Below are 14,613 nucleotides of genomic sequence, written 5' to 3'. Positions count from 1 at the left end.
TCGGCACAATCTATCTTCTTAGGGCCCCTCCCTTTGTCCCGTTTTGTTAAAAGCTTTGAGCTGTTTCACGAAAACACCCACAGCGTACTTTGACATTCAACATTTTACACCCAAAGTTCTGGTTGTAAAATGAACTTATGACACTATAATTATTAGATACTTCGTTATGATCATTACCGATAACCTTACAAAAAAATATGGTGCCCAAACCGCTTTGGATCACCTGAACCTCCATGTAAAAGAGGGGGAGATTTACTGCTTGCTCGGTGCCAACGGTGCCGGTAAAACTACCACTATCAATCTATTGCTTGGTTTTATTCAGCCCACTTCCGGCAGCGCCTTCATCAACCAATTGAACGTACAGGAAAATGCCAGAGCCACTAAAAGGTTTTTAGCCTATATACCTGAAAACCTGATGCTGTATCCAAACCTCACCGCCATTGAAAATTTAGATTATTTCTCGGGAATAGCAGGCAAAAAGCTCAGCACCTCAGATTTAAAGGGAGTCCTTGAAGAATCCGGTTTGCAGTCTGAAGCGTTCAACAAGCGTATCTCAACTTTCTCCAAAGGGATGCGCCAAAAGGTTGGCATTGCTATTGCCTTGGCAAAAGATGCCAAGGTACTGTTGTTAGACGAACCAACGTCGGGGTTAGACCCAAAGGCCAGCAATGAATTCGGGCTGTTGCTTCAAAAATTACGGACCAAGGGTGTGGCGACCTTGATGGCCACCCACGACATCTTTCGGGCCAAAGAAGTAGCCACCCAAATTGGCATCATGAAAGACGGCCAATTAAAACAACAGTTCGTTGCTGATGACATTACCCTCTCACAGCTAGAGAAGGCATACCTCAACACAGTGGATTATAAAGAGTTAGCCGTATGATTTCAAAGACGTTTATAAAGGAAACCAAAGAGCTGCTGCGTGAAGGCCGGGTTCGCATCTCCTTTCTCATTGTGTTATTGCTCATGGGAATGGCCATATGGATCAGTAGCAGACAATACCAAAATGTAAACGAGCAATATGCGGCGGCAAAAACTGCAGAACGTGCTGTTTGGGATAACCAAGGCGAAAAAAATCCACATTCCGCGGCGCATTATGGCACCTATGCCTTTAAGCCGAAATATCCGTTGTCATTAGTGGACCAAGGCGTGGACAAATACGTGGGCACCTCTATATTCTTGGAGGCGCACAATCGCAACGAGGCACAGTTCAGTGCGGCTGCAGACCAAACGGGAGTGGCCCGTTTCGGAGATTTAACACCAGATTTCATCTTATTGTTCATCATCCCTTTGCTTATTATTCTATTAGGATACAACAGCTTTACAAAAGAACGGGAAATGGGAACGTTGACCCTATTGAAAAGCCAAGGAATCTCCAACTGGAAATGGCTGTCAGGAAAGTGGGCGGCCCTTTTCTTGCCCATCTTTATCATAACGACAACCTTATTTTTATTGGCCGGATTGTTATTGAGCAACCTTGATGATTTTGGAGTGTTCAATTGGAGCTCACTCTTGGCAATGTTCTTGGTGTATATTGGTTACTATATCATTTTCATCAATATCGTGCTGTTTATCTCTGCGCGAACAAAAAAGTCAGGCATTTCGCTGGTGGTATCGCTCTGTGTGTGGATTATTGCCTGTTTGGCCGCGCCCAAGGCAGCAAGCAACATTGCTGAATCAAAACACCCTTACCCCACCCGCCAAGAATTTGCGGCCAATATACTCAAGGATAAAAAAGAGGGGCTCGATGGCCATAATCCTTGGAGCAAAGAAGCCAAGTTGTTGGAAGAAAAGGTGCTCAAGGAGTATGGTGTTGATAGCCTTCACCAATTGCCCTTCAATTTTGATGGCTATCGCATGCAAAAGGGAGAGGAGCACCAAGCAGAAGTGTACTTTAAGCACTACAACTACCTAAAAGACCAATATAACAACCAGTCTAAGGTATATCGAAGTCTAGCCGCTATATCACCCTATCTGCCCACGCGTTTTTTAAGTATGGCCATCGCCCATACCGATTATGCCACACATTGGGATTTTGCCGATGCGGCAGAGGAGTATCGCATTGCCACCCAAAAGTTTTTGAACGACAATTTTGCCGAAAACTCATCATATGGTGATTGGAGCTATAAGGCTGATGCAAGTGTGTGGAAAGATTTGCCCGCCTTCGAATACGATCCGCCCGAATTGAATTCCACTCTTTCAAGAAACAGTTCGAACCTGATGATATTGGGTATCTGGCTGTTTGCCTCTTTCGGGCTATTGTTGTTCAATGTTAAAACCCTATGACCATGCTATCATACAATTTTAAATACGAGTTAAGGCTGCTGTTGCGAAGCCGATGGATACAATTATTGAGTGTAATACTGTTACTACTTTTCGGGTTTTCGGCCTTCAACGGCAAAGAAAAAGTAGCCAAACGAAAGGCTGATATCACTGCCGCCCAAGAAGAGGTCAAGCAGAATGATGCCATGATGCTCAAACTACTGGATTCAGTGGAACGCGGGCTAAAGGTAAGCGCATCACCTTGGACAATTCCCTCCAGCCCCATGGCAGTGGGCAATTACCATCCGCGAGTGGCGGCTATGGAGCCCCAACCTTTGGCATTTATCTCAACAGGGCAAGCCGACCTGTTCACCCATTATGTAAAGCCCACCGTATCAGGTGATGACTTTACCCTCAACTTCACAGAAATGACCAGTCCGGTACAGCTATTGTTCGGCAGTTTTGACTTGGCCTTCGTCATTGTTTACCTATTGCCACTGCTCATCATAGCCTTTTCATACAATGTGCTCTCTTCTGAAAAGGAAAGTGGCTCATTGCGTCTGTTAGCGGCACAGCCCATCGGAATACAAAATTGGGTACTACAGAAACTAGGGTTACGATTTTTTTGGCTTTCGGTCTCGGTCATTGCCATATTGATTATCATTTTTTTTGCTGTTGGAGCGAACCCAATAGCCCATATTGGTATGTTCTTCACTTTGTTGGGCCTAACGCTTGCCTATATGCTCTTCTGGTTTGCCCTGGCCTTCTTGGTCAACCTTTGGGTGGGCAGTTCAGCCAAAAACGCAGTGGCACTACTGGGGCTATGGGTGATCTTTGTACTGTTGGTGCCCTCGGTGCTCAACCAATTGGGCAATACGCTCTATCCCATGCCTTCACGCACCTTGATGTTAAACGAAATGCGCTCCCTAAAGGCGGATATTACCAAGAAACAAGATGAAATATTGGACAACTTCTTACGTGACCACCCAGAATATGCCATTAACGATTCTACTCAAAAAAGAAGTTTCTGGCACGGCTACATCGCTTCACAGCAATTGGTCAAAAAAGAATTGGCCCCCGTTGTGAATTCATACGAAGAACAACTTCAGAACCAACAAGATTGGATCGGGAGGTTTAAGTGGCTCTCCCCAGCGATCATTGCCCAAGAATCCATGAACCAAATGGCGGGCACGTCTACGAAAGATTATGAAAGTTATAGAAAACAGGTTGTGGGTTTTGCAGAAGAATGGCGAAAACATTTTATGCCTTTCCTGTACAACAACCAAAATTTTTCAAAAGCTGATTACCCTAATCTTCCAAATTTCACATTTAACAAAAGAACACAATCACAATGGTCGGCTATCCTTATTCTTTTGGTGATTTCCACCGGTTTGTTGGGTATAGGGCTTTTGGTTTCAAAAGACCTCGAAAAAATCGGTATTTTAAATCAGGGATGATATGAAAAAGATTCTAACGGTGATCCTTTTCATGGTCTGTCTATCTCTTTTCGCCCAAGAAAAGGAAACCGACAACTTTCCCCCTCCTGAAAAACCGATAACCATTAAGGCTTCTAAAGCAAGCGGTGCAATCATGGTAGATGGGCGATTGGATGAAACCGACTGGGACAAGGCCGAGCCCATTACCGATTTCTTTCGAGTAGAGCCGGTGCAGGGTGGAAAAATCAAAAACCCCACAGAGGTACGCATTCTATTTGATGATAAAAATATCTATTTCGGAGTCTTCGCTCGCGATTCCATGGGCAAGAAAGGCATTCGTATGCAGGATTTGAGCAGGGATTTCAATGGCCTTGAAAACGATGTTTTCGGTATTCAAATCGACGCACAGAATACCAAACAATATGCCATTTCCTTTCAAACCACCCCTTATGGAAACCAACAAGACGTCCAAAATTTCAATGATAATAACCGGGATGAAGACTGGAACGCACTATGGCGCGTTCGCACCCAACGTACCGATCATGGGTACTATGCTGAATTTGCGATTCCCTTTAAATCCATTCGATACGATAAACCTGAAGATGGGGTTCCGGTGGAATGGGGCATCACATTTTTTAGATTGGCCCGTAAGGACTATGAAAAGACAGTCTTTCCGGCCATACCTCAGTCATTCTCAGAGAATCGTATGACCTATGCGGCCAAGCTTACGGGTTTGGAAGTGCCGCCTCCTTCTGCCAACATCCGTATCGAACCCTATACGCTGTACCAATATGATGAAAGTCGAGAGGGAAACGTTTTGGCCGATAAATTGAACAACCCAAAAATCGGAGGAGATGTCAAATGGGCCATCAGCCCCAATGCAGTGCTTGATTTGACCATCAATACCGATTTTGCACAAGCAGATGTAGATCAAGCTGTCAATAACTTGGAGCGGTTCAACATCTTTTTTCCGGAAAGGCGACAGTTCTTTTTGGAGAATTCCGGTATTTGGGCAGGAAGCAATAGCTCCTTTGTCCGCCCCTTTTTCAGTCGTACCATTGGCCTTTCAAACACTTTTAATGCAGCACCTGCCCCATTGGATGCCGGAGCCCGATACACCGATAGAAATGAGAAGCGCACCATAGCTGCCCTCGCCGTTCGCCAACGGGAGACCGATGATAGCCCGAGTGCCACATTTGGCGTTGCTCGGTACACCCATAACTACGGCAAAGAAAACAATATAGGTGCCATGGTCACGTATCGCAGGGATGATTCATTTGATGAACTGGGCCTCTCTAGTCAAAATAACACAACGGTTTCAGTTGATGGGCTGATTCGGCCCAAAAGTGAACTATCTATAACCTATTTACTGTCCGCTTCAATCGATAGTGAAACAGATGAAGCCGGATATGCCGGACAATTTTTTATTGGTAATACAACGAACAAGTATTACTTGGGTTACCTCAATAATTTTGTAAATGCGGCCTATGCACCAGATATGGGTTTTGTACGCCAAAAAGACGTGATGTACCACAGCCCGGGCGGGTACGCTATTTTGAGGCCCAAGGCGTTGCCCTTTGTTCGCAGGTGGGATCCCGGAGTGTTCTTCAACTACTACCATGACTTTGAGAATTTTGGAAATTTTCAACAGGCCAGCATATACATTTTCCCTATCTACACTTGGTTCAAGGACAACAGTTTTCTAGAGGCCTCCCTTACCCCTACGTGGCAGAACATCAATTTTAATTTCGCTCCATTGGGATTGGAAATCGAGCAGGGCGATTACAGTTATACCCGTTATACGCTGCGCTATAATTCTGACCGATCAAAAAAGTTTTCAGGGTCGATTCGATATGACTTTGGTAATTTTTACAATGGTGTTAGAAACTCTTTGACAGCTGGCTTGCGCTACGCCCCCATACCCCATATTGCTTTTACTGCTAACTACGAGAACAACAATATCAACGGGGTCGGAATCGCACAGGAAAACCTAGATACCGATCTGTACACGGGAAGTTTACGATTGGCATTGAATCCGAGGGTGCAGTTATCAACCTTTTACCAATACAATAGTTTTGATGAACAGGGCCGTTGGAACGTGCGTTTCAGTTGGGAATATATGCCGTTGTCTTTCATATATCTCGTGTTCAACGATACGCAGACCAACATCTTTGATCCAGTGCAGCAAAGTACACAGTTTATCAGTAAGATAACCTTTTTAAAGCAGTTCTGATATGATGGGCCGGTCTCTCACATTCACTTTAATGGCCATGCTGCTAATTTGTTGTCAAAGGAAGGCATCGAAAAAATACGACCCTTCCCAAATTGACCGGGAACGTATCGATATGGTCTTTGGGCATGATGTGTCAAAGGTTTTACTGGACCATTTATATATTGTTGTGGATAGCCTAACCTATGCGAGGCTGACAACAAACCGAAATTTTAAAAATAACTATGCCTCCCTAGATATTGGGCTTCCTGATTTTAAGCCATTGAACGGCACTACATCTACATGTTATTTACGAGGACATAAACATTACATTGAAATATTGGGTCCGCAGAACACGTACGGTGAGCCCATTGGCAAAAGTGGTATCGGTTTTTCACTACGCAATAAAGGAGAGTATTTTCATTTGGGTGTTACGCCCAAATTGAAGCGGCCCGGCACCCCTTATCTCAGTATGTCTGAAACAGTGCATATGCCATTTGGAAAAAATAGCGCAACTTGGTTCAAGGCATTTTATACCCCCAGTGAAGGCACCGCGTTGCAAACTTGGTACGCATTCTACAATCCCGCTTTTTTGGATAGTCTACACCAAACGGAACATCATGAATACTCTCGAGAGGAATTTTTAAAAAATTCATACAGCAAGAAACAGCTTTTTCAGGGCATACGATCCATCGAAATGACCTGTACACCAAAAGACTACGAACGTATTGCTCAAGAAATGCGGCATCTAGGATGCGCGTTATGGGAAAAGAACGATAAAACTCTGACCATCGCCAGTGGTGATGTCATCATTACGATCACACCTTCGAACAGTATCAAATTTAGCCGTATCACCCATATTCGATGTGTTTTGAACGCCGTGGATACCAGCGTCACGCAACTTGGCAATCTTACGATTACCAACAAGGGCACCGAATCGATTTGGAATTTGGAAAACCTATACGAAGATTAATCTTAAAAAATAATTGATAAACACTAAAAACTAAAAAAATGAAAATGAACACATCAAAAGTATTTGCTACAATCATGTTCTTGGCTTTGGCGATCACTTCCTGCAAGCAACAGAAAAAAGACGCCGACAACGAAACGGTTTCGGAAGTCGAAACCATGGAGGAAAAACCTAATTCGATTACCTTAGAGAAGTTGCAGGGCTCGCCTGCCTACGAAAATGCTTCCTTGGTTTTGGAAAATCCCGATAGCGGTAAAATTGCCCAGGGAGGCGAGGTTGATTTTGCTTTCGCGGTCAATAACTATGAGTTGGGCACACAGACCGAAGGCCCCAATGTAGAACTGCTGGCCAATTCAGGCAAGGGGCAGCACATCCATTTTATCTTGAACAACCAGCCGTATTCAGCGCATTACGAGCCTACCTTCAAAAAGGAAATTCCTGATGGCGTACACCATTTAGTGGCCTTTTTGAGCCGTTCGTACCACGAGTCGGTGAAAAACGAAAATTCCGTCGTGGTCAGAAAACTTGAGGTCGGGCCGAACGCAGAGGATACCCTTGGGTTGGACATGGAGGCCCCTACCCTAATCTATAGCCGGCCCAAAGGGGAATATTCAGGGGCGGACACAAAAAATGTTTTGTTGGACTTTTTTGTGCTCAATACCACACTTTCAGAAGATGGGGATAAAGTACGGGCCACTATCAACGGAGAGGAATTTATAATCGCCGAATGGGCGCCCTATATCATGACCGGGTTGCCGATGGGCGAAGTGACCATACAGTTGGAGTTGTTGGATCGCGAGGGCAACCTGATTCCAGGGCCGTTCAATAAAGTCGTAAGAACGGTCACATTAAAACCGTAAAGGCTGTTTCCGAATAAGAAATCAAATCCATTAAAAAATCATCAATGAAAAAATTACCTGTAACGGTGTTGAGCGGCTTTCTCGGAGCTGGAAAAACCACTTTGCTGAACCATATTCTGCATAACAAAGAGGGGCTTAAGGTAGCCGTCATTGTCAATGATATGAGCGAGGTCAATGTCGATGCACTACTTGTTGAAAACGAGAACACGCTCTCCCGAACCGAGGAAAAACTCGTGGAAATGTCCAATGGCTGTATCTGTTGCACCTTAAGGGAAGACCTGATGGTCGAGGTCGAAAAACTGGCCAAGCAACAACGCTTCGATTATCTGATCATCGAGAGTACCGGAATTTCCGAACCCATTCCCGTAGCGCAAACCTTTAGTTTTGCCAGTGAAGACGGGCAAATCGATTTGAGCCGATTCAGTTATGTGGATACCATGGTCACCGTGGTCGATGCCTATAATTTTCTAAGGGATTTTTCGAGTCCTCAGTATTTGACCGACAGGGATCTTACGAATATTGAGGGTGATGACCGAACCATTGTCAATCTGTTGACCGATCAAGTGGAGTTTGCAAACGTGATTTTGTTGAACAAGGTCGATTTGGTCACCGAAGCGGAACTACGGAATCTATATGATATTATACATAAGCTAAATCCCAAAGCGCGAATACTCCCAACCCAAAACTCCAAAGTACCATTGAACGAGGTAATCGATACGGGATTGTTTGATTTTGAGGAAGCGGAAACCTCTGCTGGATGGATCCAGGAGCTTGAAAATGAACACATCCCCGAAACCGAGGAATATGGAATCGGCTCTTTTGTGTACAGAAGGCGTAAACCCTTTCATCCACAGCGATTTTTGGTGTTTGCCCAACAGCAATTTCCACCAAACATTATTCGTAGCAAAGGCCTGTTTTGGTTGGCCTCACGGCCCGATCAGGCCCTTATCTGGAGTTCGGCCGGAGGATCGCTGAAAACCGACCCTGCCGGTGTCTGGTGGGCCTCGATGCCATTCAGCGAAAGAATCAGTTACGCCTCTTTTGTCAACAATCAAAAAATGATTGAAGCAGAATGGGACGTTACTTTTGGCGACCGTAAAATCGAATTGGTATTTATTGGGCAGAACATCGATGTGGATAAAGTAACCCAGCAGCTGGACGACTGCCTGCTTACCCAATCCGAACTTGTTCAATGGGAAAAGGGGCAGTTTGACAAAAACGACGATTGGCCTGTTGCACGTGCCTATGCCCATGAGTAATCGAAATGAACGAGACATTGTAATGAAAAGAACACAATTCGTTCGGAACCTTTTAGGATTTAGCATCTTACCATTTTGGGGATGTCATTGGCAGGATAAAAAAGAAAAAGCATCCTTAGCAAATGCTGTTGTCAGCTCTGATAAAGAGGAGAAAATACCTGCTAAACTAAAAGAGGAACTGATTGCGGCATGGGTAAGATCGGAAGAAATGACGCTGACAAATGTCGAACAGATGCCCCCCGAGCTGTTTACTTTTAAATATACCCCAGAAGCCATGAGTTTTTCCGAACAATGGCGGCATTGTGTTATCTACACTTGTGGACAATTGGCGGACCGAGCGGGAATTGAAAATCCGTATGAAAACGTGAAACTTCCAGTACAGATGCCCAAAGAGGATGTCATCAAGGAACTAAAGAATATGTATGCCCATGTTCGCAAATCGATTTCTGAATTATCAAATGAAAAGCTGCTATCTGATTGCGAATTTGCCGGGGAAACCATTCCTATTTGGCGTTTGTTCTATGCCATGGAAAACCATATCATCCATCACCGTGGGCAATGTGTGGTTTATTTGCGCTTGAAGGGGGTTGTACCCAAAGGATACTATGGATGGTAAGATTTATCTAGATTTAAGCCTTTTCTAGTAGATGCAGTTTGTTCATCTTTTCAATCAAATCACCCGTAATGGCCACTACCGCCGGCTTCGGAATGCCATCTGCATCAAAGGGCCAGGTACTGGTCGGATTCTTGAGATCGGAAGTCTGCTCTCCGGGATGCTGTACACTCAAAAACAGGGTTTTTCCATCGGGGGAAAACCATGGGCCGGTAAGCTCGGCATCATTGGGGGCCGAAGCCAGACGAATGACCTTGCCCTCGTCTTTTCCATGGCGGGGCACCACAAAAAGACTGTTGTTCTTGAACGGCATATAGGCCCCGTCTTCCTTATTCATCTTGCTGCCCGACATATCGGAGGTAATCCATAGATTCCCGGCCATGTCAAAGGCGAGGTTATCGGGGCAGGAAAAGCCATTTTTCTCGCCCCCTGCCATATAGGTTGAGGCCTTAAAAGTCAAGGCATCATATTGGCCATCGGTCTCTTCGATTTTCAAAATTGATCCGTGGAAATCTCTTTTTTCATAATTATTGGTCAAAGACACGAAAATGTTTCCTGTTATGGGGTCAATCTCAATGTCTTCGGGGCGATTCAGTTCGGTCGCCCCCAAAATCTTGGCCGCTTCCCTGGTTCGCACCAACACTTCGGTCTGATCCTTAAAACGTTCCTTCAATTTGGGTTGGCTTTCCCAATCAAGCGATAACCATTTCCCGTTGACAGTATCGGCCACGTAGAGTGTACCTTCTTTTAAAGAACCCGGTTTGGTCGATACGAATTTGTACAGATGCTCGTTGTTTTTATCATCACCTGTATAGGCGACCACTCGTTTGTCCTTCAGTTCGTAGAGCGTACAACATTCATGGGCAAACCTGCCCAGGGCAATATGCTTTTGGGCCGAACCGTCCTTGGGGTCCACCTCGACCACCCAACCGTAATGCTCCGGTGGATAATCATAAAATTTTTCCCACCCCTGTGAACTATCGCGGTGTGCGGGTCGGCCATCTTGATCATAAACGGTTTCCCCGAAAAAACTATCGTAATTCTCCTCACAGCTTAAAAAGGTCTTCCAAGGGGTGATTCCGCCCGAACAATTGCTGTGGGTACCGATGACCGTGGTGGCCCCTTTGATGGGGTGGTCCCAATTGAGGGCAATGGGTGTCTTGGCCGTGATTCGACGGTTATGTGGGTCGTTTTTTACGATTTCCCATCTTCCATTGGTCTGCTTTATACGTACAATACTGCCCCCGACATGGTACATTTCTTGATCTACCTGTTCCTTGGTTCGGTGTGCATTGGGATTTTCGTATTTGTGGCGATCAAACCCGGAAACGAACAGCGGGTTGACATATTCATGGTTGACCCACAATAGGCCATCGGTAGGATTGTCATCGTCAAAGGGAATAAAACAGGTAAAATCGTTGTTGAAACCAAATTCGTCGTTCTCACTGATTTTATCGCTCCACCGGACAATCACGTGATAGTCCATCCCTTTGGCCAACAGCAGGTCATCTTTGTTTGATGGTGAAAGTCCCTCGATGGTCAATTGTCTTAGCCTATCCAACGCTTGCCCATTCGACTTCAAGCTCTTTTCAGTTGGGGTGGCCAAATTACCGCAGCCCGCCAAAAAAGGTGGAATAATGACAGTTCCCGCACTGGCCTTACCCAAAAAACTGATAAATTTTCTACGATTATATGCCATGATTACCTTTTATTTTTACCAAATACCAATACGCGTTTTTCAGCAGTTGGCACAGATACCCTTGATGATGGTCTGCACCTGTTTTGTTTGAAATCCTCTCGGAAGCTTCGGTTGTGCCGGTAACAGCCCGTCTACACAATACACAGTTTCACAGCTTTCACAGACGAAGTGGGCATGTTCGTCACCTTTTACGGGCAACTGCCCAAATGCATATTTGCCGATACCTGAATGGTCGTTGATACTGTGGATCAGCCCCGCTTCTTCAAAAGCAGTCAGATTTCGGTATAAGGTCGATTTATCTGTTGCCACTGACAAGGCCTCTTTTACATCGGCATAGGACTGTGCATGTGGCGTTTTGACAAAATGTTGGAGCAAAGCCACTCTCAGCTTTGTTCTTTTTAAACCCTTTTGCTGCAACAGATGTGCTGCTTGCTGATTGTTCATAGTGTCTCTTTTTGCTAGTCAAGACGCATGGCATCTGCCTTTTCAATACGATAATAATATTGGTTGGGGTCGTTCTGGTTTAAGCGTAAAACACCTTTTACCGACAACAAAGCATCCATTTTGAACAGTGGCTTGTCTGAAAACTCGAGCCCTACTACCGTTTCTGGGCCTCCATTACCACAAAAAAAGCACGAGGCCATCGGATTCTTCGAAAGCATATATATAGATTGATTGCCATCCAACACTAGAAAATAACCCGTTAGAATGACCTCTTTGCCCTCTAATTCAGCTATTTTTTGAGAAAACTGGGCCTTGGTGAATCCGAAAAAAGGGTCTTCCGTTGATTGTGCTTGAAATGAAATGCCTTTTGAAAGATCAGACCAACTCAGCAAGGTCTGGGTCTTGGCATTCGTTGCCATTAAAAACAGCACTATCAATAGACAAAAACGCATACTTTTAGTTTACCAGTTGGCCCGTGGCCTCTTTTAAGATATAATTACAATGGTCAACATCATTTCTATTTAGTTCTAGCACACCGGTAACAGTCACAACCTGGTCTGTTCTGAACGGGGGCTTTTCCTTGAAATCGACCTCTATAATGGTCTCTGGCCCAGCAGCTCCGCAGAAAAAACAGGAGGCCATAGGGTTTTGGGATACCAAGAAAACTTCGCCGGTTCCTGAAATATCCAAGAAATAGCCGGTGATGCTAATCTTTTTGCCCCTATAGGATTGTATCTTCTCTCCAAACTTGGGCATCAAAAAATGTACATCGTACTTTTTGTTATATACGGGTTCGAAATTGACATCAGCAAAATCTTCCCAAGTCAATCTCGACTGGGCAAAAATAACTTGACCCATAATAAGGCAAGTTATAAAAAGAAATAATTTATGCATCGGACAATGTTTTAGATATATTGAGTTTAAAGATGGATGTGGAAGCCAAAAAAACCGCAATAACGGCAATGAACAAAGTTGCCCCCATCAATAGCACCTCCAAAAGATTGGGGCCATTTATCTTTAAGAGGTATCCATATCCGGCTTCAATATACCTTGAAGCCATCACCAAGGCCAAACGGCCCAATAACCACCCGAGGACGAACCCAAAGAAGGCCAACAATAAGCCTTCAAGCAATACCAAGTACAGTAGCTTTGCCGTGCCCAAGCCATAGGTGCGAAGCAGGGCCAGTTCTGGTCGTCTTTCGCGAATGGTCTTTAGTAGGCTGATGAAAATGCTGAAACCTGAAACCAATAAAATGGCAAGGGCAATACCGTTGATAGTCTTTGCCCCAGAGCCCAATAAGCCCATAAGGCGCTGTATTTCGAATCCGGGCAGGGATGCCTGCATGTTGGTGTTTTCATTGATAAAACGGGGCATTTGTACCAGCCCCAATGGACTTTTAAATTTGACCAACAGTGATGTTATCTCAAGTTCATCGTCACCATGCTCGTGGGCTTCCCCATCGTCGGTATGTTCCTCACCTTCATGGTTGTGATTATGGGCCTCATCGCCATGACTGTCTTCATGATGTTCATGTGTTTCCTCTTCATGATCTTGCGTTTCATCATGTTCCCCATCTTCGTGCGCATGGGCATCCCAAATACTTTCCAAATTGCAGACCAATAAGTGGTCAACCACTGTTCCTGTTGGCTCCAATAGGCCCACAACGGTATAGGGATGCTCATCATGTGCTTCGGCATTGGCAGCCGCCAAACCATGTGAGCTGGTTATCTTGTCACCTATTTTAAGTCCCAACTTTTTGGCCACGTTGCTACCGACAACCACTTCAAAAGACCGTTCAAAAAAACTTCCCTCTGCCAAAGTGGCCTGATAACTTTCAAAATAGGTCAACTCTGTACCCAAAATACGGTACCCCTTGTAATTGTCTCCGTAAGAAACCGGTATAGCCGATTGCACAAATGGATGTTTTTCGATCCGCTCCGCTTCATGCAACTTGATATTGCCGGTTGGGGCATCAATATGTAAAACCGAGGACAGTACCAACTGCAACGGGCTTCCCTTGGCACCTATAACCATATCAACGGGCGCAATGTTCTTGTCTAGTTGCCCATTCAATTGCTTGGTGAGTTGCAGTATAAAAGTGACCAACGATATGCTCAAAACCAAAAGCAACAGACTCAAAACCAAGTTCAGTGGTTTTGAAACCATGTTTCGATATGCCAAATATCCTAGGTTCATAGCTTCATTTGGTTTGAAAAATGTTGTGTCACCCTTTGGTCATGGGTAATAATTACAAGGCTGCTTCCACACAAGTTGGCCTCTTCCAGTAAAAGGCCCAAAACCTGTTCACAATTTGAATCATCTAAATTAGAGGTCGGCTCGTCGGCAAAAACAACTTTCGGTCGATGTATCAATCCTAGCGCAATGGCCAAGCGCTGCTGTTGCCCATGGCTCAAGTGCGCTACCTTCTTTGTTAGATGGTCAGCCAGTCCCAATCGTTCTGCTATGGCAATTCTACGCTCTTTTTCCACTAGCTTCTTTGGAAAATGCTGCCGCAACCTTAAATTTTCTTCAACGTTCAATGACCTGACATAATGATACTGCTGAAAAATGAGTCCGATGCTAGCCCCCCTAAATTTATCTAAGGCCTTTCGGCCAAGGGAAGTTATTTCAACCCCATCAATGGATATGGTTCCCCTTGATGCTGGCAATATTCCCGACAACAAATGCAACAAAGTGGTCTTGCCAACACCTGAGGGCCCTAAAACAAGTAAATGTTCTTTGGAATTTAGAACGATATCAGGGAAAGCAAAGGATTGGCCCTCCGGGTATTCAAAATTTAAATCAGTTGTTTTGATCATTGCACAAAAATATAAATAAATGTAAATGCAACTAGGTTGCA

14 protein-coding genes are annotated in these 14,613 nt (G+C 44.7%); 8 read left to right on the top strand and 6 right to left on the bottom strand.

Annotated elements, in window-relative coordinates; all coding sequences use genetic code 11:
- The first annotated feature begins 166 nt into the window (after nucleotides 1-166).
- From VC82_RS13440 to VC82_RS13405, 8 genes are read left to right on the top strand one after another with little or no spacing between them, the layout of a single operon-like run.
- Nucleotides 167-883, top strand: coding sequence for an ABC transporter ATP-binding protein (locus VC82_RS13440; RefSeq protein ID WP_045802827.1), 717 nt, complete (start codon nucleotides 167-169; stop codon nucleotides 881-883).
- Nucleotides 880-2,286, top strand: a complete 1,407-nt coding sequence (locus VC82_RS13435; protein ID WP_045802826.1) for an ABC transporter permease — start codon at nucleotides 880-882, stop codon at nucleotides 2,284-2,286. Before VC82_RS13440 ends, VC82_RS13435 begins: the two co-directional genes overlap by 4 nt.
- Nucleotides 2,287-2,288: 2 nt before the next feature.
- Nucleotides 2,289-3,719, top strand: a complete 1,431-nt coding sequence (locus tag VC82_RS13430) for a DUF3526 domain-containing protein (protein ID WP_045803457.1) — start codon at nucleotides 2,289-2,291, stop codon at nucleotides 3,717-3,719.
- A 1-nt stretch (nucleotide 3,720) separates the two neighbouring features.
- Complete coding sequence (locus VC82_RS13425) at nucleotides 3,721-5,931, top strand: DUF5916 domain-containing protein (RefSeq protein ID WP_045802825.1); 2,211 nt, start codon at nucleotides 3,721-3,723, stop codon at nucleotides 5,929-5,931.
- Between the two features lie 37 nt (nucleotides 5,932-5,968).
- On the top strand, nucleotides 5,969-6,880 hold the full coding sequence (locus tag VC82_RS13420) for a DUF5829 family protein (protein WP_157518115.1): 912 nt from the start codon (nucleotides 5,969-5,971) through the stop codon (nucleotides 6,878-6,880).
- Between the two features lie 44 nt (nucleotides 6,881-6,924).
- Nucleotides 6,925-7,737, top strand: a complete 813-nt coding sequence (locus VC82_RS13415) for a hypothetical protein (protein ID WP_245615909.1) — start codon at nucleotides 6,925-6,927, stop codon at nucleotides 7,735-7,737.
- A gap of 44 nt (nucleotides 7,738-7,781) precedes the next feature.
- A complete protein-coding gene (locus tag VC82_RS13410) occupies nucleotides 7,782-8,996 on the top strand; it encodes a GTP-binding protein (RefSeq protein WP_045802822.1) in 1,215 nt (404 codons plus the stop codon).
- 22 nt (nucleotides 8,997-9,018) lie between these two features.
- Nucleotides 9,019-9,612 carry a DinB family protein gene (locus tag VC82_RS13405; protein WP_045803456.1) on the top strand — a complete coding sequence of 198 codons (594 nt, stop codon included), beginning with the start codon at nucleotides 9,019-9,021 and terminating at the stop codon, nucleotides 9,610-9,612.
- A gap of 13 nt (nucleotides 9,613-9,625) precedes the next feature.
- On the opposite strand, the gene VC82_RS13400 is transcribed toward VC82_RS13405, so the two are convergent.
- The 6 genes from VC82_RS13400 to VC82_RS13375 are packed head-to-tail and all read right to left on the bottom strand — an operon-like array spanning nucleotide 9,626 to nucleotide 14,572.
- Nucleotides 9,626-11,308 carry a PhoX family protein gene (locus VC82_RS13400; RefSeq protein WP_045802821.1) on the bottom strand — a complete coding sequence of 561 codons (1,683 nt, stop codon included), beginning with the start codon at nucleotides 11,306-11,308 and terminating at the stop codon, nucleotides 9,626-9,628.
- A gap of 39 nt (nucleotides 11,309-11,347) precedes the next feature.
- Nucleotides 11,348-11,752 (bottom strand): Fur family transcriptional regulator, encoded by a 405-nt coding sequence (locus VC82_RS13395; protein WP_045802820.1) that lies wholly within the window; start codon nucleotides 11,750-11,752, stop codon nucleotides 11,348-11,350.
- A 14-nt stretch (nucleotides 11,753-11,766) separates the two neighbouring features.
- Complete coding sequence (locus VC82_RS13390) at nucleotides 11,767-12,204, bottom strand: hypothetical protein (RefSeq protein ID WP_045802819.1); 438 nt, start codon at nucleotides 12,202-12,204, stop codon at nucleotides 11,767-11,769.
- A 4-nt stretch (nucleotides 12,205-12,208) separates the two neighbouring features.
- A complete protein-coding gene (locus tag VC82_RS13385) occupies nucleotides 12,209-12,610 on the bottom strand; it encodes a hypothetical protein (RefSeq protein ID WP_245615907.1) in 402 nt (133 codons plus the stop codon).
- A gap of 28 nt (nucleotides 12,611-12,638) precedes the next feature.
- Nucleotides 12,639-13,949, bottom strand: coding sequence for an ABC transporter permease (locus VC82_RS13380; protein ID WP_045802817.1), 1,311 nt, complete (start codon nucleotides 13,947-13,949; stop codon nucleotides 12,639-12,641).
- Nucleotides 13,946-14,572, bottom strand: coding sequence for an ABC transporter ATP-binding protein (locus tag VC82_RS13375; protein ID WP_052699037.1), 627 nt, complete (start codon nucleotides 14,570-14,572; stop codon nucleotides 13,946-13,948). The genes VC82_RS13380 and VC82_RS13375 overlap by 4 nt, the downstream gene beginning before the upstream one ends.
- Between the last annotated feature and the right edge of the window lie 41 nt (nucleotides 14,573-14,613).

This window comes from Flagellimonas lutaonensis (assembly GCF_000963865.1).
Lineage (GTDB): Bacteria > Bacteroidota > Bacteroidia > Flavobacteriales > Flavobacteriaceae > Flagellimonas_A > Flagellimonas_A lutaonensis.
The sequence above is the reverse complement of the archived record's forward strand: the minus strand, read 5'-3'. Positions and strand labels throughout refer to the sequence as shown.

What these genes read in the sequence shown, in the direction of transcription:
- VC82_RS13440 (WP_045802827.1), top strand. Translation starts at nt 167, where the DNA reads ATGATCATTACCGATAACCTTACAAAAAAATATGGTGCCCAAACCGCT.
- VC82_RS13435 (WP_045802826.1), top strand. Translation starts at nt 880, where the DNA reads ATGATTTCAAAGACGTTTATAAAGGAAACCAAAGAGCTGCTGCGTGAA.
- VC82_RS13430 (WP_045803457.1), top strand. Translation starts at nt 2,289, where the DNA reads ATGCTATCATACAATTTTAAATACGAGTTAAGGCTGCTGTTGCGAAGC.
- VC82_RS13425 (WP_045802825.1), top strand. Translation starts at nt 3,721, where the DNA reads ATGAAAAAGATTCTAACGGTGATCCTTTTCATGGTCTGTCTATCTCTT.
- VC82_RS13420 (WP_157518115.1), top strand. Translation starts at nt 5,969, where the DNA reads ATGCTGCTAATTTGTTGTCAAAGGAAGGCATCGAAAAAATACGACCCT.
- VC82_RS13415 (WP_245615909.1), top strand. Translation starts at nt 6,925, where the DNA reads ATGAACACATCAAAAGTATTTGCTACAATCATGTTCTTGGCTTTGGCG.
- VC82_RS13410 (WP_045802822.1), top strand. Translation starts at nt 7,782, where the DNA reads ATGAAAAAATTACCTGTAACGGTGTTGAGCGGCTTTCTCGGAGCTGGA.
- VC82_RS13405 (WP_045803456.1), top strand. Translation starts at nt 9,019, where the DNA reads ATGAAAAGAACACAATTCGTTCGGAACCTTTTAGGATTTAGCATCTTA.
- VC82_RS13400 (WP_045802821.1), bottom strand. Translation starts at nt 11,308, where the DNA reads ATGGCATATAATCGTAGAAAATTTATCAGTTTTTTGGGTAAGGCCAGT.
- VC82_RS13395 (WP_045802820.1), bottom strand. Translation starts at nt 11,752, where the DNA reads ATGAACAATCAGCAAGCAGCACATCTGTTGCAGCAAAAGGGTTTAAAA.
- VC82_RS13390 (WP_045802819.1), bottom strand. Translation starts at nt 12,204, where the DNA reads ATGCGTTTTTGTCTATTGATAGTGCTGTTTTTAATGGCAACGAATGCC.
- VC82_RS13385 (WP_245615907.1), bottom strand. Translation starts at nt 12,610, where the DNA reads ATGGGTCAAGTTATTTTTGCCCAGTCGAGATTGACTTGGGAAGATTTT.
- VC82_RS13380 (WP_045802817.1), bottom strand. Translation starts at nt 13,949, where the DNA reads ATGAACCTAGGATATTTGGCATATCGAAACATGGTTTCAAAACCACTG.
- VC82_RS13375 (WP_052699037.1), bottom strand. Translation starts at nt 14,572, where the DNA reads ATGATCAAAACAACTGATTTAAATTTTGAATACCCGGAGGGCCAATCC.